A 21958-nucleotide genomic window follows, 5' to 3' on the forward strand; every position below is an offset into this window, starting at 1 on the left:
CAATCTCAAAGGAGCGCACCTGTGGGACAAAAAATTGCAACATGCTGTTACTGTGGAACACGCGCCGCTCTGGTGCTGAATAAGGTCCGGCACGAGCTGAGTTGCGCCAATTGTGGAGCTCCGCTGCACGAAATCAAATCGATCCCCAGTCGTAAATTGCAAACCCAGCCGGTCAGGCACGAAAGGCCAAAGAAAAGCAAAAAACATGAACGTCCGGGACGCTCGTATGAAAAATACCCGCCAAAACGGTATGCCAAAAAACGCAAGAGCCTTGGCCGTAAGGTCTTGAGCGAATTGTGGGATGTTGTTGAAGATATCTTCGATTGATCCGGGTAGAGGTAAATATTTTGTTCACAGCTATATTACATCCCCTTTTTATTCGCGAAATCCACCCTATCTAATGTTCTAGAAACACCGGTTTGGAACACCCGTGTTTCTCTTCACTGTCCCTCGTTCCGCGACTGGCGCCCAGATTTTGTATCTGGGCGCTTTTTTTATCCTAAAGTTCTGAATAAGGTGCGGCCATGAGTGATGAATATACAGACGTGCATCTGCGCAAGATCTTGCAACGTACTAAGCGGATTGCCGTGGTTGGTGTGTCGATGAATCCGGTACGCCCCAGTTATTATGTGGCGCGGTATCTGGCGTTGAAAGGCTATGATGTGGTGCCGGTTAATCCGGGGCACGCGGGAACCATGCTGTTTGGTTGTGAGGTCAAAGCCAGCCTCAGCGATATCAAAGGGCATGTGGATATGGTGGATATTTTCCGTCGCCCTGAACATGTGTCGCCGATTGTTGAGGAAGCACTGGCGCATTTTCCCAAGCTGCAAACGATCTGGATGCAAATAGGTGTCGTGAACGAACAGGCGGCAGAATTGGCTCGGGCAAAAGGCGTTGACGTGATTATGGATCGCTGTCCTAAGATCGAATATCAACGCTTGTTCGGAGAGCTGCGTATGGGTGGCTTTAACACCGGGATTATTTCATCAAAGTTGTAGGCTAAGGTGATACCAGCTTACGTATCGGCCTCAAAGTCAGCAGCAATACGTAATTCTCGCATTGGGCGGACGCGCGCAATACATGATTCGTAAATCGGGTCGGATTTGTAAGCGTCCAACGCAGTCTCATCGATGAATTCCGCATAAACTACCAAATCGACTTGCGTGCCGTTGATGGCATCGCTCTGCAGATTGCGACCCACTTCGAAATGCTGGGCATGTGGGATGTCGCGCAGCATCATCAGACCATCACGTACGGTTTCAACTTCGTCCGCATTCTTGGCGCTGAAAAAAACGATATGTCTGATCATTTTGTGCCCTCTGTTCTGGAGGATTTTTCAACAAGGCCACTGGTGCCTTGACGGCGGGCCAGCTCATCCATCACATCAGAGAGCGGCACATCGCGTGATTGCAGCATCACCAACAGGTGAAACAGAACATCTGCGGCCTCAGAGGTGAGCTTTTTGCGATCGCCTTTTACGGCTTCAATAATGGCCTCAATCGCCTCTTCGCCGAATTTTTCAGCGGTTTTTTCCGGGCCTTTGGCCAGCAGCTTAGCTGTCCAGCTGTCGTCTGGACTGGCCTTGGCGCGGGCCGCCACGATCCGTTCAAGCTCATCTAAAGTCATGCGCCTGTCCTCATTGCGATGCCTGCTGCCTGCATATGCGTTTTGGCCTCGGCAATGGTGTAATCGCCAAAGTGAAAAATTGATGCCGCCAGCACGGCAGAAGCGCCGCCTTTGGTGACGCCTTCGACCAAGTGATCAAGTGTGCCAACGCCGCCTGAAGCAATCACCGGAATATTCACTGCGTCTGAGATGGCGCGGGTCAGGGGCAAGTTGAAACCAGCCCGAGTGCCGTCGCGGTCCATCGAGGTTAGCAGAATTTCACCAGCGCCTTTACTTTCAACCAGCTTGGCAAACTCAACTGCGTCAATGCCGGTGGATTTGCGCCCGCCATGGGTGAAGATTTCCCACTTTCCCGGCGATACGGTTTTGGCGTCAATCGCAACAACAATACACTGGCTGCCAAATTGATCAGCCGACTGCGCCACAACATCAGGGTTGGCGACAGCTGCGGAGTTAAAGCTGACCTTGTCTGCACCAGATAGCAGCAGTGCGCGCACATCATCAGGGGTGCGCACCCCGCCGCCCACAGTGAGCGGAATATAACATTGCTCGGCCGTGCGACGAACCACGTCAAACATCGTCCCTCGGTTTTCATGAGTGGCGTGGATATCAAGAAAACACAGCTCATCCGCGCCAGCCGCATCATAGGCCCGGGCCGATTCCACCGGATCACCGGCGTCGATGAGATCAACAAAGTTCACGCCCTTCACAACGCGGCCATCAGCCACGTCCAGACAGGGGATGATGCGAGTTTTAAGCATATTTTCGTGATCCGTTACGTTTCCTGCGGCTATCTATGCATAAATTGCGTTACATGCCAGTGGTGAGATGTCGCAAGAATTCAATTTGAGGAGAATGTGATGACCAAATTCGGGCTATTGGCTGCAGGGCTGCTGGCGATTCCCGCGATTGTAAGCGCGGGCGATATTCAACGTGTGAAATCTGCATCTGATGTAACGGCGACAATGGATGCGCTTGAAGCTGTCGTGACCGGGGCCGGGGCTACGGTGTTTGCCCGCGTTGATCACGCCGGTGGGGCGCAGAAAGTCGGGCAGGAACTGTCTCCTTCGCAGCTGCTGATCTTTGGTAATCCAAAATTGGGCACGCCTGCGATGCAAGACGATCCGCTGGCTGGATTATTTCTGCCGCTCAAAGTGCTGGTCTATCAAGATGGCGAAGGGCAAGTTTGGTTGAGTTATGAAGATCCGGGTAAAATGCTTGGCCGTTTGGATGGCATTTCCGGTGAAGGTGAATACCTCAAGAAAATGACGGGTGCACTGGCCAAGCTCACAGCTAAGGCAGCTGGGGAATAAAGTTTTGTCTTTACGGCACTCAGAACTTGAGCGTCGTAAGGGCCTCTTTCAGATCAATTGCCCCATCATAAAGGGCGCGGCCAGAGATTGCACCGTTCAGTGGTGCACCGCAGGTTTTCAACGCTTTTAGGTCGGCGATTGAAGATACACCGCCCGAAGCAATGACTGGGATGGAAACGGCATTGCCCAAAGCGGCTGTGGCCTCAACGTTAGGGCCCTGCATTGCGCCATCGCGGTTGATGTCAGTATAGATGATTGCGGCAACGCCGGCGTCTTCAAATGACTGCGCCAGATCGGTGACCATGACGTTGGTTTCCTCGGCCCAACCTTTGGTGGCGACGCGACCATTGCGGGCGTCAATGCCGACGGCAACCTGGCCCGGAAATGCGCGGGCCGCTTCACGTACCAGGGCAGGATTTTCCACAGCAACCGTGCCTAGAATCACTCTTGCCAAACCTTTGGATAGCCAACGTTCGATCGTGGCCATGTCGCGAATTCCTCCGCCCAGCTGTGCGGGCACCTTGGTGCGTTCAAGAATCGCTTCAACAGGGGCGTCGTTCACAGGTTCACCGGCAAAGGCACCATTCAGGTCAACCAGATGCAACCATTCGCAACCCGCTTCGACAAACTCCATCGCTTGTGCGGCTGGATCGTCGTTGAATACTGTGGCTTGATCCATTTCACCTTTGTACAGGCGAACGGCCTGACCGTCTTTGAGGTCGATGGCGGGATAAAGGATCATGGCGCAGGCTCCGGTTGGCAGTGATGAGCGCCATTTCGCACGTTGCGCCGGGATTCGCAACGCGACCCAACGTCAGACTTGATCGAATACCGGCACCCAAGCAGGGTATCCGCAAAAGGGAGTATCATTATGAAGAAGATTGCACTTGCAGCCAGCTTGGTTTTGTTGAGCGCGGGCAGCGCATTTGCCGCTGATCCGGTGACTGGCTTGTGGAAAACACAACCGGGGGATACCGGGGGTTACGCACATGTTCAGGTTTCAGAATGTGGTAGCAATATCTGTGGTGTCATCAAAGATGCGTATGACGCTTCTGGTGAGAAGCGCACGGATTACGAAAATATTGGTAAGCGCATGATTTGGGATATGTCCGCTGACGGGGGGGGAGCGTACTCTGGAGGGAAAATTTGGGCTCCTGATCGAAATAAAACCTACAAGTCGAAAATGCAGTTAAGTGGAAACAATTTGACTGTGAAGGGCTGCGTTGCTGTGATTTGCCGTAGCCAAAAGTGGACACGGGTTAAGTAAGCTGCAACCAATCAAGTTTAGGGCAGCGGGCTATTGCCCGCTGTATTTATTCTTGGGCGATTCAGACAGCGCCGGTATATTCGCCACGTGCTGGATAGTTGTTCGCAATCGCAAAATCCAAAGCACCGACCAATTCGGAAAAATGCGGTCGCACAAATGGCATGGTCTGCACAGAGCCATAGTAAAGTGTCTGCTCCGGGGTCACCATGAATAGGCCCGGCTCGGAAAACAGCTCAGGTTCTTCAATGCCAATCGATGTTTTCCCACGCGAGGTTGAGATGAAAAGCCCCCATTCACGCGCTTTTTCAAGCGACAGATCATAACCAAAACGCAGCGACGTTGCTCCGATCTTGTCCGCCATGGCGCGCGTACGTTCTTCGCCATCAGAGCTGATTGCGATGGTGTTTACACCGTGCTCAGAAAAGTCAGAAACACGCTTTTCCAGTTCGGTCAGGTAGGTGGCGCAAAGGGGGCAGTGCAGGCCACGATAAAAACAGATCACTGTGCCACGTTCGCTGGTTTCGGAGGCAAGGTCAAAGGCACCATGATCCAATGTTGGAACGGTAAGATCGGGGGTTTTTTGGCGGGGAAACAGCATGAGTGCTCCTTTCAGGGGGGTAACTTGTTCTCTCTTATGACGGGTGTTATGGTCTATTAAATCCGAAATATCAGATAAAAAATCCGAAATGCCAGAATTTGATCGCCTGACGACGTTGCTTCACCGGTTTCAGTTGACTGTCACCTCGGTCGTTGACGGACGGATTGCGTTGGCGCTTGTTGCTAATGCCGAAGGGACACCTGCGCGGATTCTGTTTTCGCCGACTGGACTAATCACCCAAGGTGAAGAACAGATTGTGTTTGCTGCTGCCTTGGAGTGGGATAAGGGGGGCAATCCGTTGTTTCAGGCGCTACCAGATATGGTTGAATGTGATATCATTTCTGACCCTGATGCACAGGCATTGATCACGCTTATTTGCCATGAGGCAGATGCCCGTCGATGCGGATCCGTATCTGTCTTGAACCGGTTGTGCGAGGTCCTGGTGGTCCGTATCTTGCGCCAGCTGATGCAACAGGGAGAGGCTGAGACGGGGCTGTTGGCAGGGCTGTCAGATCCGCGCCTGAGTCGGGCAATTGTATCGATGCATGATCGCCCTGAAAAACTGTGGACGGTCGAGGATCTGGCACAGGTCGCAGGTCTGTCGCTTAGCAGGTTCAGCGAATTGTTTGTTGAGGTGGTCGGAGAAAGCCCGATGGCTTACTTGCGACGCTGGCGGTTGATTCTAGCGCGGCAAGATCTTGTTGGTGGAGATCGAGTTGCGGCTGTTGCGCGCCGGTACGGCTATGGCTCTGCCGAAGGATTCAGCCGAGCCTTTCGTAGACATTATGGCGAAACCCCAATCCAGATGCGCAAAGAGAATGCCACCTGATCAGGGTGCCCATTGCAGGAAGTTGGCAATGAGGCGCAGGCCAGTGGCTTGGCTTTTTTCCGGGTGAAACTGCATGCCGACTATGTTGTCACGCCCAACCACAGCTGTGACTGGCGCACCATATTCCACATGTGCAAGCCGCTGCGTCGGATCCGCTACCTGAAACTGATAGGAATGTACAAAATAGGCGTGATCGCCGCTTTTTATACCGTCAAAGATCGGGTGCGCCTGTTCGATCACCAGATCGTTCCAACCCATATGTGGGACCTTCAGGCCTTCGCCCTTTATGGCGTCTACTGTGCCACCGATCCAATCAAATCCGGGGGTTTCCGTATACTCTAGGCCGCGGCTGGCCATCATCTGCATGCCAATGCAAATGCCCAAAAATGGCTTGGCCTCTTTGGTCACGACCTGCTCGATTGCTTCAAATAGCCCACTATGGTCAAACAACGCCTTGCTACAGGCCGGGAAGGCCCCGTCACCGGGTAAAACAACGCGGTCGGCCTTGCGTACAACATCAGGATCAGATGTTACAACAACCTCGCCACCGCCAGTTTCCTGCGCCATGCGTTGAAAGGCTTTCTCGGCGGAATGCAGATTTCCGCTTTCATAGTCGACAATAACTGTGTTCATGGCGCTTACAGCGTTCCTTTGGTCGACGGAATCGCATCCGCTTTACGCGGATCGGTTTCCAGCGCGTCGCGCAGGGCACGGGCAACGGCCTTGAACGCTGCCTCGGCGATGTGGTGGCTGTTGAAGCCGTGCAGTTGATCCACGTGCAGTGTCAGTCCGCCATGGGTGCTAAGCGCTTGAAAAAATTCGCGAACTAACTCAGTGTCGAATGTGCCGATTTTGGCAGTGGGCAGGTCAACGTTCCAGATCAAAAAGGGCCGCCCGGAAATATCTAAGGCCGCACGCACCAGCGCGTCATCCATTGGCAACAGGCAAGAGGCGTAGCGGTTGATGCCTTTTTTGTCGCCCACGGCCTGAGACAGGGCTTGTCCTAGTGCTATGCCTACGTCCTCAACTGTGTGATGATCGTCAATGTGCAAATCACCACTGCAGCGTACGACCATGTCGATCAGAGAGTGGCGCGCCAGTTGATCCAGCATATGGTCAAAAAAGCCGACGCCGGTTTCATTGCTGTACGAGCCTGTACCATCAAGATTAATCTCGACGCTGATGTCAGTCTCATTGGTTTTGCGTGTGATCGTGGCGCTGCGCATGGCTGTCCTCGGTGTGGTGGTGTCACCGCGGGTATACCCGCGCGGCCGGTCCGGGCCAAGAGGATTTGCGTATTCTACTTACCGAGAATTTGAGGTGTACCATGCACTCAACGAAAAAAGGGCCGCAGTTGATGTGCGGCCCTCTCTTTTATGATGTGTAATTGTTAGCTTTTCTTACGACGCATTGCAGCTAAACCGCCCAAGCCAGCAAGAAGCATCCAGCCAGCGGCAGGAAGCGGGATTGTTGCAGGTTGAATGATCCGGCCATAAAGCGTTGCACGTGCATTCGACCCCTCAGGGCTATCGAACGTGCTGGTCACTGTGGTTCCACCATCTTGCGAGAAACCAAAGAGCTCAAGCGTGTATTCTTCGCCTAGGTACATAAATGTTGTCGAGCTTAGACCGCTGGTGATTGATGCGGTATCGGCACAGCAATTCCCGCCACCAGTATTTGGTGTGTTGATGACATCAAAGCCGAAGGCAAATGTCTCGACGTCATTAAACGGATTGGTGAACGTGAGTTCGACCGATAGATCCGCACCAGTAAACGTGTGGCCGTTCACGCTGCCGTTTCGGTAGGAAAAACTACCGAGAGCAAACAAGTCATCGTTATCTGTTGACCATCCTGCACCGCCATCCGCACCGACACCATCAAAGCGCCACCGGTTACTAAATGTTGTGCCTACAGGATTGCCCCAGGTGACGTCAGATGAACCGCCGGATCCATCCAAGTTGCTTACTCCGATAGCGCCACCACCTTGGATATTACCCCATGAACCTTCTGCAGTCCCGGTAAATGTTACCGCGTGAGCGGCTCCGCCCAAAGCCGCAAAAGCTGCTGCTACTATGAGCGTCTTAAATTTAGTATTCATAATTACATCTCCAAATAACAGCGCGGCTTAGAAACAAATACCGCGCGTACAATTGTCTCCAGTAAAACATGTCGTTTGATCAGCTGAAGACACTAGGGCATCATACATGTAGAGATGCCAAAAATACAGAGATCTGCATCAATTCGCCCCAAATTCGCCTTAAAAAAGTCCGAAAATCACCCATTGAGGTACGTGGAGTCTCAGGAGATTCTTTTAGCGTGTTCTTCGAATCGCAGGTACGTATGCGATGATTCTGATGACTTCGAGGGTTTTAGCCATGATTTAGATCGGTATTGTACGCGAGTCCGCATGCGAACGACAGTTTATCCTAATGTTAATGCGGTTGTAGTAATGCCCTGAACTGAACCTAGGCTCGCGCCCCATTTTGAAAACGTTAGAATGGCATCAGCTACTAAAGTTTAACCCGTTCCTCCAACTCTGATGCAGGATAGAAGTAACCATTTACCTACCGAAGTGCGCTTGATGATTTTGGCTGGTATATTTGACGCAGATGGCTCCATAAAATCAATGTTTATTGAATTTATGGAGCGGGCGATGAGATTCGAACTCACGACATCAACCTTGGCAAGGTTGCGCTCTACCCCTGAGCTACGCCCGCGTCCTTGGGTGAGGCGTGGAATAGTTTTATTGGTTAGAAGCTGCAAGAGGAAATTTCATTTTTTAAGATTTTTTTTGCCTACGCGGCGATAAATTATCTACTTGTGGCAATCTTCTGAGTGAACTGTGCTATAGTATACATATTCTTTTTGTTTAATTTGTTCTTGTTTCATTTGATTTACTTGTTTTTAGGGGGTCATTTCCAATGACGGTATATGTAATTGCCGATGTAAAGGTGACGGATGGTTCGTGGATTTCTGAATATGCCAAAAACGTTCACGATATAGCGGCCCGGCATGGCGGAAAATATTTGTCGCGGAGCGAGAATATTCGCACGCTTGCAGGAGAACCACTTGATACCAGCGTGATCGCGTTGATGTCATTTCCTTCGATGGCAGCGGTCGAGGCTTTTGCCTGCGATCCCGACTATGCACCTTATGCCAAGGCACGTACTGAGGGAAGTATCAGCAACCTACACATTATTGATGACACGGATGCAGCGGGCAGTATTCCATATTTGCCCGCCGGGGAACCGGCTCCCGCCAGGGAACCGGCTTAAGATCAATTCACCGTATGTGTGTCGATGGTTAAAGGGCCGGTGAGAGCATAGTCTTCGGTGTGGATGATGGGCCCTTCGTCATGCAGCAAGATCAGGCCATAGGCTCCCGGCTCGTCAACACTACTGTGGACGTCGGCGGGGCCGAGGCACATTGGCATCTGGTGGCAGGGGCTTTTGAACATGCTGACGGGGATGCCACCCACCTGGCCGGAAATTGTTCGATGGATGTGGCCGGAAATGACCTGCACCGGCTGTGGGTGAGATTTGAGCCGTGAAATCAAATCAAACCGGTTGCGCAAGGCTATAGCGTCCATGCCATCAAACCCGGTCAGCATTGGCGGGTGGTGGGTAAACACGATCACCTTGCGATCTGTGGCTTCTGACAGAGCCTGATCAAGCCACGCCAGTCTATGTTCGCACAGATACCCACTGTGTAGATCCTTGGCGGGCTCATCCAATGTATCCATTAAGATTAGGCGATATCCAGCAAGATCAATGACTTGCTGTACAAATCCTTCCGATGTGCGGGGCTCATCGGGAAAGACGTCGTTAAATCCTTTGCGGCTGTCGTGGTTTCCCATCATCAAGGACACTGGAATAGGGCACTCTGAAAGAGCGTCTTTGAGGCGTTGAAATTGTGTGGTTCTCCCATAATGGGTTAGATCGCCAGTCAAGATCACGCGTGACGCATCAGGATGGTGCGCAACGGCATGCTCCAACCCCTGTTGAAACCGTTCCATTGGATCAAGCCCGATGATGGTTTCGCCAGAGTCTTTTACGTGAATGTCGGTGAAAATAAGCAGTTTTTCCATGCCTAGGATTCCGGATAATTAAAAAATTGCGCAAAGTATATTCGAGACAGCGGTGATGGCGATCATGGCAAACGTCAAAATCATTCCATTTTTGCGAGCAAAGATGACTTGAGGGGTCGAACCCAGACCATAGGCATGCATGAAACGGCCTGCTAGCAGGGTCAACCCCATCAAATGCAACAGCCAAGCTGATGCCCCCTGAAGTTCAAGTAGCCCAAGCAACAATAATGCAAAGGGCGCGTATTCGGCGCAGTTTGCATGAACACGGATCCGCTTTTCCAGATCAGAATCCGCCCCGGCACCAACCGAGACTTTGGCCGATTGGCGGCGAAAGATGACGCGAAAGCTGAGCGCGATAAACAACAGGGCAATGATGCCTGCATAAAACGGGGTAACGGCAATCATATTGCATCCTTCATGGGAATTCATTTCCCGAAATGTCTAACGGCGGCTGGATACTAATCCAACCGCCGTTTGAACGTGTTACAGAAAGTTTACGAGGGCCTTATTCCAATTCGACCATCAGATCCTTGGCGTCTATCTGACCACTGGCCTGAACATGGACGGCTTTGACCACGGCATCGCGCTCGGCGTAGATGCCAGTTTCCATTTTCATAGCTTCGATGGTGAGTAGTAGATCGTCCTGTTTGACCTCTTGGCCAACAGTGATTGCAACGCTGGAAACCACGCCCGGCATCGGGGCACCGATATGGTTGGGGTTGCCAGCTTCGGCCTTGGGTCGGGTGATGGTTTGCGCTTTGACGAGACGGTTTGGCACACGGATGACACGTGGTTGGCCGTTGAGTTCAAAGAACACCCGAACTTCGCCTTTTTCGTCAGTCTCGCCGACAGCCTGCAGCAGGATTTCCAATGTCTTACCAGGATCAATCTCAACGCTGATCTGTTCGCCCGGTTCCATGCCGTAAAAGAACGTGCGTGTCGGCAGGGTGCGGACTGGGCCGTACTGACGGTGGCGCCCCATGTAATCCAAGAAGACCTTGGGATACATCAGGTAGCCATTCAGATCCTCATCATCGACCTTGAAGCCCTCCAGCTCTTTCGACAGTTTGGCGCGCTCAGCCTCTAGGTCCACAGGTGGAAGGTGTGCTCCAGGGCGGTTGACGTTAGGCTGTTCGCCTTTCAACACCTTCGACACGATCCCATCCGGGAAACCACCGGGAGGCTGGCCCAGATTGCCGCGCATCATGTCGATTACGGAATCAGGAAAGGCTACATCGGTTTGTGGGTCTTCGACTTCATCACGGCTCAGGCCTTGGGACACCATCATCAGGGCCATGTCGCCGACAACCTTCGAGGATGGCGTCACCTTTACGATATCGCCGAACATCTGGTTCACATCTGCATAGGTTCGAGCGACATCTGGCCATTGTTCTTCCAATCCCAGAGACCGTGCCTGCGCTTTGAGGTTGGTGAACTGTCCGCCGGGCATCTCGTGCAGGTAAACCTCAGAGGCGGGGGCAGCCAGACCGGATTCGAACGCAACGTATTGTGCGCGAACATGCTCCCAATAATCCGACATCTCGCGAATGCGTTCGATGTTAAGGCCTGTGTCGCGTTCAGTGTTTGACAAGGCTTCGACGATTGACCCCAGACAAGGCTGCGATGTCCCGCCAGAAAAGGCGTCCATTGCCGCATCGACGGCGTCTACGCCGGCATCCGTTGCGGCCAGAATAGTGGCCGCTGCAATGCCCGAAGTGTCGTGGGTGTGGAAGTGAACTGGAATATCCAGCTCTTCCTTCAGGGCCTTGACCAGAACGGTGGCGGATGCCGGTTTCAACAAGCCCGCCATATCCTTGAGGCCCAGAACATGGGCGCCTGCCGCCTGTAGCTCTTTACCCATAGCAACATAGTATTTCAGGTCGTATTTGGCGCGGTTCGGGTCCAGAATGTCACCGGTATAGCAGACGGTTCCTTCGCAGATCTTTCCGGATTCGTTGACCGCATCCATGGCCACACGCATGTTTTCAACCCAGTTCAGGCTGTCGAAGACGCGGAAGACATCAATACCGGTTTTCGCCGCCTGACGAACGAACTCCTGAACCACGTTGTCAGGGTAGTTGGTGTAGCCAACGCCATTGGAGGCGCGCAGCAGCATTTGTGTCATCAGGTTTGGCATCCGCTCGCGCAGATCGCGGAGGCGTTGCCACGGGCATTCTTGCAAGAAGCGATAAGAAACATCAAACGTCGCACCGCCCCAGCACTCCATGCTGAACAGCTGTGGCAAGTTGGCGGCATAACTGGGGGCTGCGCGGAGCATGTCGATCGACCGCATGCGGGTGGCAAGCAAAGATTGGTGTCCGTCGCGCATGGTGGTGTCGGTCAGCAGCAGTTGCTTTTGATCTAGCATCCAGTCGGCAACCGCCTTGGCGCCTTTTTCCTCGAGCAGATTGCGTGTGCCTGCTTGCGCCGTGCCGGTTGGTACGGGGGGCTTGGGCAATTTGACGTCAGCCGAGGGGGCCGCACGGCCTTCGGTTTCGGGGTGGCCGTTGACGCTGATGTCGGCGATGTAGGTTAGCACCTTGGTGCCGCGGTCACGTCGTTTGGAGAACTTGAATAGATCCGGCGTCGTGTCGATGAATTTGGTAGTGTATTCATTCGATAAGAACGTGGGGTGTTTCAGCAGGTTCTCAACAAAGGCGATGTTGGTAGAAACCCCACGAATACGGAATTCACGCAGGGCACGGTCCATCCGGGCAATCGCGGCCTCAGGCGTCTGGGCCGACGCGGTGATCTTTACCAACAAACTATCATAATAGCGTGTGATCACGCCGCCAGAATAAGCCGTGCCACCGTCCAGACGAATGCCCATGCCGGTAGCTTCGCGGAAGGCGGTGATACGGCCATAATCCGGGATGAAGTTGTTTTGTGGATCTTCCGTGGTGATCCGGGTTTGCAAGGCGTGACCATTCAGGGTGATTTCGCCCTGGCTGTCCTTGCGGGTGGCCTCACTCAGTGTTTTGCCTTCCGCAATTTTGATCTGCGCCTGAACGATGTCGATGCCGGTCACTTCTTCGGTGACAGTGTGCTCTACCTGAACCCGTGGATTGACCTCGATGAAGTAGAACTTGTTGCTGTCCATATCCATCAGGAATTCAACAGTACCGGCACATTCATAATTCACGTGCTTGCAGATCTTATAACCCAATGCGCAAATCTCATCGCGCTGTTCATCCGTCAAGTAAGGTGCAGGGGCACGTTCAACCACTTTCTGATTGCGCCGCTGGACCGAGCAGTCACGCTCGTAAAGGTGATACATGTTGCCATGTTGGTCGCCCAGAATTTGCACTTCAACATGACGCGCGCGTAGGATCATCTTTTCCAGATACCCTTCGCCGTTGCCAAAGGCGGCTTCTGCTTCGCGACGCCCTTCGAGTACCTTTTCCTCGAGCTCATCCGGGCCGTTAATCGGACGCATGCCGCGCCCGCCACCACCCCAGGATGCCTTGAGCATTAGGGGATATCCAACCTCAGCCGCCTCAGTGCGGATCGCATCCATGTCATCACCCAGCACTTCGGTGGCGGGGATGACGGGCACGCCGGCCTCAACCGCTACACGGCGGGCGCTGGCCTTGTCGCCTAGGGCGCGCATGGTTTCGGCTTTGGGGCCGATGAAGGTGATGCCATTCGCAGCACAGGCATCAACAAAATCGGGGTTTTCTGAAAGCAGGCCATAACCGGGGTGAATGGCATCTGCGCCGCATTCCTTGGCGACGCGAATGATCTCATCAATCGACAGATAGGCCGCCACTGGTCCCATGCCTTCGCCGATGCGATAAGCTTCGTCCGATTTGAACCGGTGCAGGCTGAGCTTGTCCTCTTCAGCAAATACCGCAACCGTTCGTTTGCCCAGTTCGTTGGCAGCACGCATAATGCGAATTGCGATCTCACCGCGGTTGGCAACCAGTATCTTGCTGAATTCACCCATTGAAAGCTCTCCTTAGATGGCATCTATTTTGCATGCGCAGCATTTTTATCGCCGCATTGCAGCGCATAGTGCTTTATGTTGTAAATTTTGCAAGTGTTTCATGCAATCTCGATGCGAAGTAGAGTCGTACATTCGCGACATTTTCGAATTTTTGTGAAAATCGCCTAAGAAAATTAACGTAAGGGTAGGTTTGGTGAACTATTCTTTCGTGAAGGTGTGGCGGGTTTGGTTTTAAGTATGATTTTACCGCGCAGCTTCAGCGATTTCGGGCCTCAAAAGGCGTGCGAATCCCCAATTGCCCCATATTGGCCAGCAGATCTTCACGCAGAATATGGGCCAGATGTGCGGGGCCTTTTGGTCCAAGGGCGGCAAGTGCGTAGTGCCAACCTCGCCCCAGCATCACGAAGTCGGCCCCAAGAGTGAGGGCGCGCAGAACATCCAGCCCGCTTTCGATGCCACCGTCCAGAATGAGTGGCAGTTTGGTTGCCGTACGAATCTTAGGCAAAACGTTGATTGGGGCAGGGGCGGCGTCAAATTGACGGCCACCATGATTGCTGATCCAGATGGCATCGACGCCTTCTGCCTCAAATGGTTTGGCATCTTCGGCACGTAAAACACCCTTAATGATCAAGTGTCCGCCCCACAGATCACGCACAGTCCGCAGATAATCCCAATCCGGCGCGGTTCGCATCATGTATCCTGCATGTTGGTTGGATGGTTGGCCTGAAACATCGGGCAGATAGTCATCGATCATTCGCATTCGGGGCATTCCCTGACGTGCCATACCAAGTGCCCAGGTTGGACATCTGGCAATCTGAGTCAATAAGCGTGGGGTCAAACGCGGTGGTGTGGTCAGGCCGGAACGTTGCTGGCGTTCACGCCGACTGGCCACAGGAATATCGACGGTCATGACCAATGCGGAAAACCCCGCCGACTCAGCGCGCAGAAGCATGTCTTTAAGAACGTCCTGATCGCGCGGAGGATATAGCTGGAACCATGCTTTATCATCAATGACGTCAGAGACATCCTCTGGCGTTTGACTGGCTACGGTCGAAAGCGTGTAAGGAATGTTTGCCTGCGTTGCCGCACGTGCGAGTATCCGTTCTGCATCTGGCCAGATCAGCCCGGACATGCCCACCGGTGCAATTCCAACCGGCAACGCGTAGTCATGGCCTAAAAAAGATGTGCCGGTACTATATTTCAACTCGCCGCGCAGAATGGCAGGTGTCAGCTCAATCGCATCAAAACTCGCACGATTGCGCGCCTTGGCGGCATCCAGTCCGGTGCCGCTGTCCAGAAACTCCCACACGAAATGCGGCAGGCGCTTGCGGGCGCGGGCGCGCAGGTCAGACAGAGCCGGATATCTGGCATTCAAATCCATCCACACATTTGGGCGGTTTTTCAAGCGCTTGTCCAGTGCTGGAAAGATGTGGAACATTTGCTGAACAAACCTTTAACTCAGCTGCCACCCGCGCTATTCTGCGCGGATGAGCAGTTTTGACGATTCCGATGCCTTTGAAGGCGCCTCATTGGCCGCTCGCGCGATGGCTGCGCGGCCTATGCCCTATCTTGATGAATTGAATCCAGAGCAACGAGCCGCGGTAGAGGCTTTGGATGGTCCGGTATTAATGCTTGCTGGGGCCGGGACAGGTAAAACCAAGGCGCTGACTTCGCGTATTGTGCATTTGCTCAACACTGGCCGGGCGCGACCCAACGAAATTTTGGCGGTAACCTTTACCAACAAAGCCGCGCGTGAAATGAAGAACCGCGTTGGGCGCATGTTAGGCCAGACAGTTGAAGGCATGCCTTGGCTGGGCACGTTCCACTCAATCTGTGTTAAGATCTTGCGCCGTCATGCCGAATTGGTTGATCTGAACTCAAACTTCACAATTTTGGACACTGACGATCAGATACGTCTTTTGAAGCAGCTGATCCGGGCTGCCAATATTGACGATAAACGCTGGCCAGCACGTGCACTGGCAGGGGTGATTGATCACTGGAAAAACCGTGCTTGGACGCCGGACAACCTCCCCGGCTCTGAGGCACATGCATATGACGGCAAAGGACCAGCACTTTACCGGCAATACCAAACTCGACTGAAAGAGCTGAATGCAGTGGATTTTGGTGACTTGCTGATGCACGTCGTCACGATCTTTCAAGCGCACGATGATGTTCTCAAGCAATATCAGCGTTGGTTCCGATATATCTTAGTGGACGAATACCAAGATACCAACGTCGCACAGTACCTGTGGTTGCGCTTGTTGGCAGGTGGGCATCAAAACATCTGTTGTGTGGGTGACGATGATCAGTCGATTTATGGTTGGCGCGGGGCTGAGGTGGGGAATATTCTGCGATTCGAAAAGGACTTTCCCGGAGCCCATGTGGTGCGGTTAGAGCAGAATTATCGCTCTACGGCGCATATCCTTGCTGCCGCTTCTGGGGTGATTGCAGGTAACAAAGGCCGATTGGGCAAAGAGCTTTGGACCGAAGCCGAAGGCGGTGAAAAAGTTCGCTTGATTGGCCACTGGGATGGTGAGACCGAGGCACGCTGGATCGGGGAAGAGATTGAGGCGATGCAGGGTGGAACCCGTGGTCAACGCCCCTATAACTTGGACGAAATGGCCATCCTTGTCCGCGCCTCGCATCAGATGCGCGCGTTCGAGGATCGGTTCCTATCGATCGGCCTGCCATATCGCGTCATCGGTGGCCCGCGTTTCTATGAACGTTTGGAAATTCGCGATGCCATGGCCTATTTCCGGCTGGTGGTCAGCCCCTCGGATGATCTGGCCTTCGAGCGGATTGTGAACACCCCGAAGCGCGGCCTTGGCGACAAGGCGCAGCAGAAAATCCAGATGACTGCGCGCGAAAACGGCGTGCCCCTGATGCAGGGTGCTCGGATATTGTTGCAGAACAAAGGTTTGACCGGCAAAGGCGCGACCGAGCTGACCCGTCTGATCGATAATCTTGAGCGCTGGCGCGGTATGTCAACTGGGCCTGTACGTATCATACCCATCGATGATGATGATATATCTGTTTTGGAGGATATCACTGGAATTCCTGAGCCGACAATCGAACAGGGTGAACCAGAGGTCAGCCATATTGAACTGGCCCAGATCATGTTGGACGAATCCGGTTATACCGAGATGTGGCAAAACGACAAAAGTCCGGATGCGCAGGGGCGACTTGAGAACCTCAAGGAGCTGGTTAAGTCGTTGGAGCAGCATGAAAACCTATCCGGTTTCATGGAACACGTCAGCCTGATCATGGACAATAATAGCGAGGACGCCTCTGAAAAGGTGTCGATCATGACCCTACATGCCGCGAAGGGTTTGGAATTTCCTGTTGTGTTCCTGCCAGGGTGGGAAGATGGCTTGTTCCCCTCGCAGCGCTCAATGGATGAAAGCGGTCAGACAGGTCTCGAGGAAGAGCGCCGCCTGGCCTATGTCGGCATTACCCGTGCCGAGGAGGTTTGCACCATCTCATTTGCTGGAAACCGTCAGGTGTTTGGCCAATGGCAATCACAGATGCCGTCCCGTTTCATTGATGAGCTTCCTGAGGATCATGTCGATGTGCTGACTGCACCGGGCCTTTATGGCGGAAACTATGGTGCTGCGGGGATGAATGCAGGAACGCACGCGGGCATTGAGACGCGTGCGGCTGAGGCGGATGTCTATGCCTCGCCCGGATGGCGGCGGATGCAGGCGCGGAGCCAGCAAAGAACCGTTGCCCAGCCCAACCCAGCCAAATCCCGTGTGATCGATGTGCAGGCCGACAGCGTGCACACGATGGGCGAACGGGTGTTTCACCAGAAATTTGGTTATGGGGCGATTGTGGGCATGGATGGTGACAAGCTTGAGATCGACTTTGAAAAGGCCGGGCTAAAGAAAATTGTAGCGCGCTTTGTTACTGGCGCTGATGATGTGCCGTTTTGAGCCTCTGTCCGGGGCTTGAGCAATGGTTCAAAGCCGAACCAGATGATTGTCCCATGCCAGCGCATGTTGATGTTGAGGCTTTAATCCTGTTGCCATAATGCGGCCAACCACGCCTGTGCCGGTGGTGTAGCTGAACCCGCCGTGCTGATAAGAGATGCCGCAGACATCGGTCGCCCGATAAATCCTTATTGTGTTTTGGCTTGTATTAAACGTCTGGATCAGTCCGCCACGTGGGGATGTCGACGCGATCCGTGTGCCATCAGCAGAAATGGCGATGCTGCCAGCATATCCGGCCATCTGTCGTTGGATCTCAGGTTGGGCAGTCAGGGGCTGAATGTCTTGCCCACGTATATGGAAGCCCGCCAACGGTATCGCTTGGGTCAGATCACCTTGCCATTGCATCGCCAGTGCCACCCGTCCGGTGGGGGACACGGCCAAGTGCCGGATTGAGTTTAGCCGCAGGTTCGGGGGTAACGTGGCTTGCTCTATCATGTCACCCGTTAACGACAGATAGCTGAGGTTGGATTGCATGCTGGGAAGGTTCAGCTTGGCACGCCCGCTTTCGGGGTGCGTTTCTATCCCACCATTGGCGACCACCAGTGCCTGCCCATCTGGCATCAGACGCAGGTCATGTGGACCGATACCACCAGACTGAAATTCGCCGATGCGGTGATAGCCGTTCGCAGCATCCCATAGGCCAATCACCCCATGCCCGGAGTCATAATCGTTTTCTGTGGTAAAGAGTGTTTTACCATCTAGGGAAAAACAGCCATGACCATAGAAATGCCGCCCCTCAGGCGCATCAAGACGCGCGCGCACTTGGCCATTCTGGCAGTCAATCACCAGCGCAAACCGGCCAGGTCGACGGGCAAACGCCACGGCATAAGGCTGGTTAGGGTGCGCCGCTGCCGCGTGCCCGCGCCCGGGCAAAGGAAGGGTGAAGGTGAGCTCGCCATCTTCACGCAATCCGCACAGAGCGTAGTAGCCAGTGGCTGTCTTAGCTGCCGCCAGACAGGCCGGTGCGCCAGCATGCGCCCAAGTGGGACGAGGCACGAAGGTAGCAGCTAACAGCCCAGACAAAAAGGTGCGGCGGTTGCTCATGTCAGTCGCCGTCAAGAGAGTTGAAACCAGCAGAAACCCCAAGATGTGGGCCCAGCCTTTCAGTAAGAAATGCGTGTAGCTCATCGATCTGTTGTTTCAGAGATTCAATGCGGAACCGATTGGCTGGGTCGCTAACGCCTGAGAGGGCAGGGTCGCCCAATTCTTCGATTGCATGTTTGATTTTGCTGAATTTGATTATCAGAGCGTTGGACAGTTTTTGATCCTCCGATGCCAAGGTGATTGACAATTCCCATGGTGAAGCAAGCGAATTTTCAACGAGTCGAAGCGACATATCAGAGCGACGGGCTTCGGCGCGTTTAGGACGGGGTTTGTCAAATGTACCTAAAGGGCGGCCAAGGCGGGTGTCTGATGTGAACTCCACTGCGGTGGAAATACCTTTAAAAAGTTCGCGTTTGACTTCGGCCTCAGTTCGGTAGGGCGTATCAATTGTAGGGGTTAAAAGATGAGATTTGTAATCGTCCCAGCCATCGCGGATGGCCTGCGCTGTGCGGGCGATGTCATCGGCCTGCCGTCTGATCAGTGCGCAGCGATATTTGCCCGTTCCAATTTCTTGAAAAGCGGGCTCATAAAGCATGTATTCCATCGCGTAAAACCCACGAGCTGCGATTGAGGCTCGAGAAAAACTTTCGGCACTATCGATAATCGGATCGTTTTCGAGGATCAGTTTGCGCAGCGCTTTGGGCGTTTTGCCACGTGGGTCAGGCCAAAAGCCTAAGGCGAAGGAATGATTGTCGATCTCAGTGGGACCAAAACGGAATGCACTTGTAGATGCCCAGGCTCCAAGACTCATTCGCAGGCTTTCGCGTAAAGTCTCACCTTCCGGGTCGCAACTTTGGGCCGCCGCTTTGCTGAGTTTCATAGTGTTGTCTTCCAGATCGTCAAAGCGCATCAAAACTTGATGTTCCATGATCGTGTTTATTTGGCCAGACCACTCTGCATCTTGCGCGAATGTTTCCACGGGCCAAAGAAGGCTCAGGCAAAGTGCGGATATTCGCAACATCAAAGACTCTCCAAAAAGGTGATAAGTGCCGCGCGATCAGCGGCCGGCATTTCAATCACGGTGTCGCGTTGCGCCTTAGCTTCGCCGCCGTGCCACAAGATGGCTTCAAGCAATGAACGTGCGCGACCATCGTGTAGAAAATAGGTATGACCGCTGACCTGCTTGGTCAGCCCTATGCCCCACAGCGGTGGCGTTCGCCACTCAACACCGGTAGCACGGGCTTCGGGGCGGTTGTCTGCCAGACCGCCGCCCATGTCGTGTAGCAAAAGGTCCGAGTAGGGCCAGATCATTTGAAAGCTTTGCTCAGGTTGATCTTCAAGGCGGTGGGTGACGTAGGCGGGGGTGTGGCAGGATGTACAGCCAGTGCTGTAGAATACTTCCTTACCGCGCAACACTTGTGTATTATTCGCATCGCGCCGCGCAGGCACTGCCAGATTACGGCTGTAGAAAGTCACCAGATCTAGCCCTTCGGCGTCAATCTCAAACCTGCGCACGTCTTGATCACCATGAGGTGCGGTCTGGCATTGGAGTTGGGTATCAGAACACTCACCATATGGTGCGGGGTAAAGCGGGCTGGAGATGCCTACGTCGCCGGAAAAAGCTGCTGCAGATTGTTGGCGAATGGTTGGGTGCCCGGCCTTGAGGCCAAAGCGGCCCAGCATTGGCATGCCGTATTCAACTGACCAGACGATATTTGCCCGCCCGGAAATGCCATTCCCATCTGTGTCTTTTGGATCGACCTGTGCCAGAATGTCGGCTGCTGGGATTGCCTCTAACAAGCCAAGGCCAATCATTTGCGGCGCGACCCTTGGGCTCAGCATGGCATCAGGATGTAACGGGCCATAGCCCAGATTACCTGCTGTGTACGTTGGGCTGCGCAGGGAAGCGGTTTCGCCTTCAGACAAAGCAATCTCAACCTCTTGGTACTCGATCTGCAACTGGTATTCTGCGGGAATGCCTGGCAGGCCGAAATCCTGCAATTGTGTGCCATAAGTCGGCTCAGACACTGTGGCTATATACTCTTCGATCTCGGCGATGGCGTCTTCTTCCCCACCGGGGATTGAGACTCGCAAGAACATCGAGATTGAATTGTCTTCCGGGCCTTCGGGCGGGTGGCCGCGCCCGTCTTTAACATGGCAGCGTTGACATGATCGCGCGTTGAACAGCGGGCCCAAGCCATCAGAGGCAAGTGTGGAGGAGGGCGATGACACCCAAAGCTTGCGAAACAACCCGTTGCCGACCTTGAAGTCCAGCTCACTTGCGAATGGCATGTTCTCGGAAGGTTGCGAGAACGCATCGGCATCAGGGCGCACGCGAACTGTGGCAGCCCCTGCAGATTTCGCCTCGAATTGATGGACGTTCGAGGAATCCTCAACATCCAAAAGAACGCGTTCAATCCGCGCAACTTCAGCGTCAGTGCGGGGGATGATATTCAGATGTGGTTCGTCCAGCGGACCAGAGATGGCGGCCGGAGCAAATCCCGCCGCCAGAAGGGTGAGACTACTCAGCCTCGTCCATTGGAGTCGCATTAAGTTGGGCATAACGTTCCGCACCAAGGGTCTCATAAAGCTCAAGCTGGGTTTCGAGGAAATCAATGTGACCTTCTTCATCTGCCATCAGCTCTTCAAACAGTTTCATTGTCACATAATCGCCTGCACCACTACAGACCTCGCGCGCTTCTTTGTAGAGCGCTCTTGCACTAATCTCGGCCGCCAGATCACATTCCAGTGTTTCTTTCGGATTTTGACCAATCCGTAGTGGATCAAGTTTTTGTAGATTAGGGTGCCCACCTAAAAAGATGATCCGGTCGATCAATTTGTCCGCGTGCTCCATCTCTTCGATGCTCTCTTCGCGGCTTTTCTTGGCCATTCGACCCAAGCCCCAGTCATCCTGCAGACGGTAGTGCAGCCAGTATTGGCTGACGGCTGTAAGCTCGTGACGCAGTGCTTTGTTCAGGTATTCGATGACTTTGCTGTCGCCTTGCATGTCTGGTTTTCCTTTGTAATGTCGCGGCGTAGGCCACGCAGTTCCATGGGGACTTTCAGGTTATCATTGTTTCTCATGGTTGACAGAAAAAGCGGCATGCAACCGCCACAATCTGCCACTTTTCCAAGAGCATGGTAAATCTTTCCGGGGGTGATGAGGGTCGCATTATCGGCGGCCCTCATCCAATCAATAGCAGCGTTGATCTCGTGATCCGTAATATTTTGACAATGACAGATTATCATCTCAGATCAC

General features: G+C 53.5%; 24 protein-coding genes and 1 tRNA gene. 7 read left to right on the forward strand and 18 right to left on the reverse strand.

Features of this window, described 5'->3' with window-relative positions; all coding sequences use genetic code 11:
• The first annotated feature begins 21 nt into the window (after positions 1-21).
• Entirely contained in the window at positions 22-327 is a 306-nt protein-coding gene (locus D9A02_RS09130; RefSeq protein WP_120500682.1) for a hypothetical protein, read from the forward strand.
• Between the two features lie 197 nt (positions 328-524).
• Positions 525-998, forward strand: coding sequence for a CoA-binding protein (locus tag D9A02_RS09135; RefSeq protein ID WP_120500683.1), 474 nt, complete (start codon positions 525-527; stop codon positions 996-998).
• Between the two features lie 17 nt (positions 999-1015).
• Here the strand turns inward: D9A02_RS09135 and D9A02_RS09140 are convergent, their stop codons facing one another.
• From D9A02_RS09140 to hisF, 3 genes are read right to left on the reverse strand one after another with little or no spacing between them, the layout of a single operon-like run.
• Complete coding sequence (locus D9A02_RS09140; RefSeq protein WP_120500684.1) at positions 1016-1309, reverse strand: Dabb family protein; 294 nt, start codon at positions 1307-1309, stop codon at positions 1016-1018.
• A complete protein-coding gene (locus D9A02_RS09145; RefSeq protein ID WP_120500685.1) occupies positions 1306-1626 on the reverse strand; it encodes a phosphoribosyl-ATP diphosphatase in 321 nt (106 codons plus the stop codon). Before D9A02_RS09145 ends, D9A02_RS09140 begins: the two co-directional genes overlap by 4 nt.
• Positions 1623-2387 carry an imidazole glycerol phosphate synthase subunit HisF gene (gene hisF, locus D9A02_RS09150; protein WP_120500686.1) on the reverse strand — a complete coding sequence of 255 codons (765 nt, stop codon included), beginning with the start codon at positions 2385-2387 and terminating at the stop codon, positions 1623-1625. The genes D9A02_RS09145 and hisF overlap by 4 nt, the downstream gene beginning before the upstream one ends.
• 99 nt (positions 2388-2486) lie before the next feature.
• Here hisF and D9A02_RS09155 point away from each other — a divergent pair, with 99 nt between their 5' ends.
• Positions 2487-2939: a DUF302 domain-containing protein gene (locus D9A02_RS09155; protein ID WP_120500687.1), complete on the forward strand. Its 453-nt coding sequence runs from the start codon at positions 2487-2489 to the stop codon at positions 2937-2939.
• 19 nt (positions 2940-2958) lie between these two features.
• Here D9A02_RS09155 and hisA read toward each other — a convergent pair whose 3' ends face one another.
• The gene (gene hisA / locus D9A02_RS09160; RefSeq protein WP_120500688.1) at positions 2959-3681 is read right to left on the reverse strand and encodes a 1-(5-phosphoribosyl)-5-[(5-phosphoribosylamino)methylideneamino]imidazole-4-carboxamide isomerase; all 723 of its coding nucleotides are present in this window, start codon (positions 3679-3681) and stop codon (positions 2959-2961) included.
• Between the two features lie 129 nt (positions 3682-3810).
• Between hisA and D9A02_RS09165 the strand changes: the two genes are divergently transcribed.
• Complete coding sequence (locus D9A02_RS09165) at positions 3811-4206, forward strand: DUF2147 domain-containing protein (RefSeq protein WP_120500689.1); 396 nt, start codon at positions 3811-3813, stop codon at positions 4204-4206.
• A gap of 61 nt (positions 4207-4267) precedes the next feature.
• Here D9A02_RS09165 and D9A02_RS09170 read toward each other — a convergent pair whose 3' ends face one another.
• The gene (locus D9A02_RS09170; RefSeq protein ID WP_120500690.1) at positions 4268-4804 is read right to left on the reverse strand and encodes a peroxiredoxin-like family protein; all 537 of its coding nucleotides are present in this window, start codon (positions 4802-4804) and stop codon (positions 4268-4270) included.
• 88 nt (positions 4805-4892) lie between these two features.
• Between D9A02_RS09170 and D9A02_RS09175 the strand changes: the two genes are divergently transcribed.
• Positions 4893-5633, forward strand: a complete 741-nt coding sequence (locus D9A02_RS09175) for an AraC family transcriptional regulator (protein ID WP_120500691.1) — start codon at positions 4893-4895, stop codon at positions 5631-5633.
• Here D9A02_RS09175 and hisH read toward each other — a convergent pair whose 3' ends face one another.
• From hisH to D9A02_RS09195, 4 genes are all read right to left on the reverse strand, one after another.
• Complete coding sequence (gene hisH, locus D9A02_RS09180; RefSeq protein ID WP_120500692.1) at positions 5634-6266, reverse strand: imidazole glycerol phosphate synthase subunit HisH; 633 nt, start codon at positions 6264-6266, stop codon at positions 5634-5636.
• A gap of 5 nt (positions 6267-6271) precedes the next feature.
• Positions 6272-6859: an imidazoleglycerol-phosphate dehydratase HisB gene (gene hisB / locus D9A02_RS09185; protein WP_120500693.1), complete on the reverse strand. Its 588-nt coding sequence runs from the start codon at positions 6857-6859 to the stop codon at positions 6272-6274.
• A gap of 164 nt (positions 6860-7023) precedes the next feature.
• A complete protein-coding gene (locus D9A02_RS19435; protein ID WP_120500694.1) occupies positions 7024-7731 on the reverse strand; it encodes a choice-of-anchor K domain-containing protein in 708 nt (235 codons plus the stop codon).
• A 544-nt stretch (positions 7732-8275) separates the two neighbouring features.
• Positions 8276-8350: transfer RNA gene (locus tag D9A02_RS09195), tRNA-Gly, on the reverse strand.
• A gap of 204 nt (positions 8351-8554) precedes the next feature.
• Here D9A02_RS09195 and D9A02_RS09200 point away from each other — a divergent pair.
• Complete coding sequence (locus tag D9A02_RS09200; RefSeq protein WP_120500695.1) at positions 8555-8908, forward strand: DUF1330 domain-containing protein; 354 nt, start codon at positions 8555-8557, stop codon at positions 8906-8908.
• Positions 8909-8910: 2 nt separating this feature from the next.
• Here the strand turns inward: D9A02_RS09200 and D9A02_RS09205 are convergent, their stop codons facing one another.
• The 4 genes from D9A02_RS09205 to D9A02_RS09220 form a co-directional block, all read right to left on the reverse strand.
• Positions 8911-9720: a phosphodiesterase gene (locus tag D9A02_RS09205; RefSeq protein ID WP_120500696.1), complete on the reverse strand. Its 810-nt coding sequence runs from the start codon at positions 9718-9720 to the stop codon at positions 8911-8913.
• Between the two features lie 18 nt (positions 9721-9738).
• Positions 9739-10125 (reverse strand): MAPEG family protein, encoded by a 387-nt coding sequence (locus tag D9A02_RS09210; RefSeq protein WP_120500697.1) that lies wholly within the window; start codon positions 10123-10125, stop codon positions 9739-9741.
• Between the two features lie 100 nt (positions 10126-10225).
• Positions 10226-13666, reverse strand: a complete 3441-nt coding sequence (locus D9A02_RS09215; protein WP_120500698.1) for a pyruvate carboxylase — start codon at positions 13664-13666, stop codon at positions 10226-10228.
• A gap of 256 nt (positions 13667-13922) precedes the next feature.
• Positions 13923-15047 (reverse strand): alpha-hydroxy acid oxidase, encoded by a 1125-nt coding sequence (locus D9A02_RS09220; RefSeq protein ID WP_120502455.1) that lies wholly within the window; start codon positions 15045-15047, stop codon positions 13923-13925.
• 106 nt (positions 15048-15153) lie between these two features.
• Here D9A02_RS09220 and D9A02_RS09225 point away from each other — a divergent pair, with 106 nt between their 5' ends.
• Positions 15154-17598, forward strand: a complete 2445-nt coding sequence (locus D9A02_RS09225; protein WP_120500699.1) for an ATP-dependent helicase — start codon at positions 15154-15156, stop codon at positions 17596-17598.
• Between the two features lie 27 nt (positions 17599-17625).
• Here D9A02_RS09225 and D9A02_RS09230 read toward each other — a convergent pair whose 3' ends face one another.
• From D9A02_RS09230 to D9A02_RS09250, 5 genes are read right to left on the reverse strand one after another with little or no spacing between them, the layout of a single operon-like run.
• Positions 17626-18699 (reverse strand): DUF1513 domain-containing protein, encoded by a 1074-nt coding sequence (locus D9A02_RS09230; RefSeq protein ID WP_120500700.1) that lies wholly within the window; start codon positions 18697-18699, stop codon positions 17626-17628.
• Position 18700: 1 nt separating this feature from the next.
• A complete protein-coding gene (locus D9A02_RS09235; protein WP_120500701.1) occupies positions 18701-19720 on the reverse strand; it encodes an imelysin family protein in 1020 nt (339 codons plus the stop codon).
• Complete coding sequence (locus D9A02_RS09240) at positions 19720-21249, reverse strand: di-heme oxidoredictase family protein (protein ID WP_120500702.1); 1530 nt, start codon at positions 21247-21249, stop codon at positions 19720-19722. Before D9A02_RS09240 ends, D9A02_RS09235 begins: the two co-directional genes overlap by 1 nt.
• Positions 21221-21706, reverse strand: coding sequence for a bacterioferritin (bfr, locus tag D9A02_RS09245; protein WP_120500703.1), 486 nt, complete (start codon positions 21704-21706; stop codon positions 21221-21223). Before bfr ends, D9A02_RS09240 begins: the two co-directional genes overlap by 29 nt.
• A complete protein-coding gene (locus tag D9A02_RS09250; protein WP_120500704.1) occupies positions 21673-21948 on the reverse strand; it encodes a (2Fe-2S)-binding protein in 276 nt (91 codons plus the stop codon). Before D9A02_RS09250 ends, bfr begins: the two co-directional genes overlap by 34 nt.
• Between the last annotated feature and the right edge of the window lie 10 nt (positions 21949-21958).

The organism is Roseovarius sp. EL26 (assembly GCF_900327775.1).
In the GTDB taxonomy this organism is placed as follows: Bacteria; Pseudomonadota; Alphaproteobacteria; order Rhodobacterales; family Rhodobacteraceae; genus Roseovarius.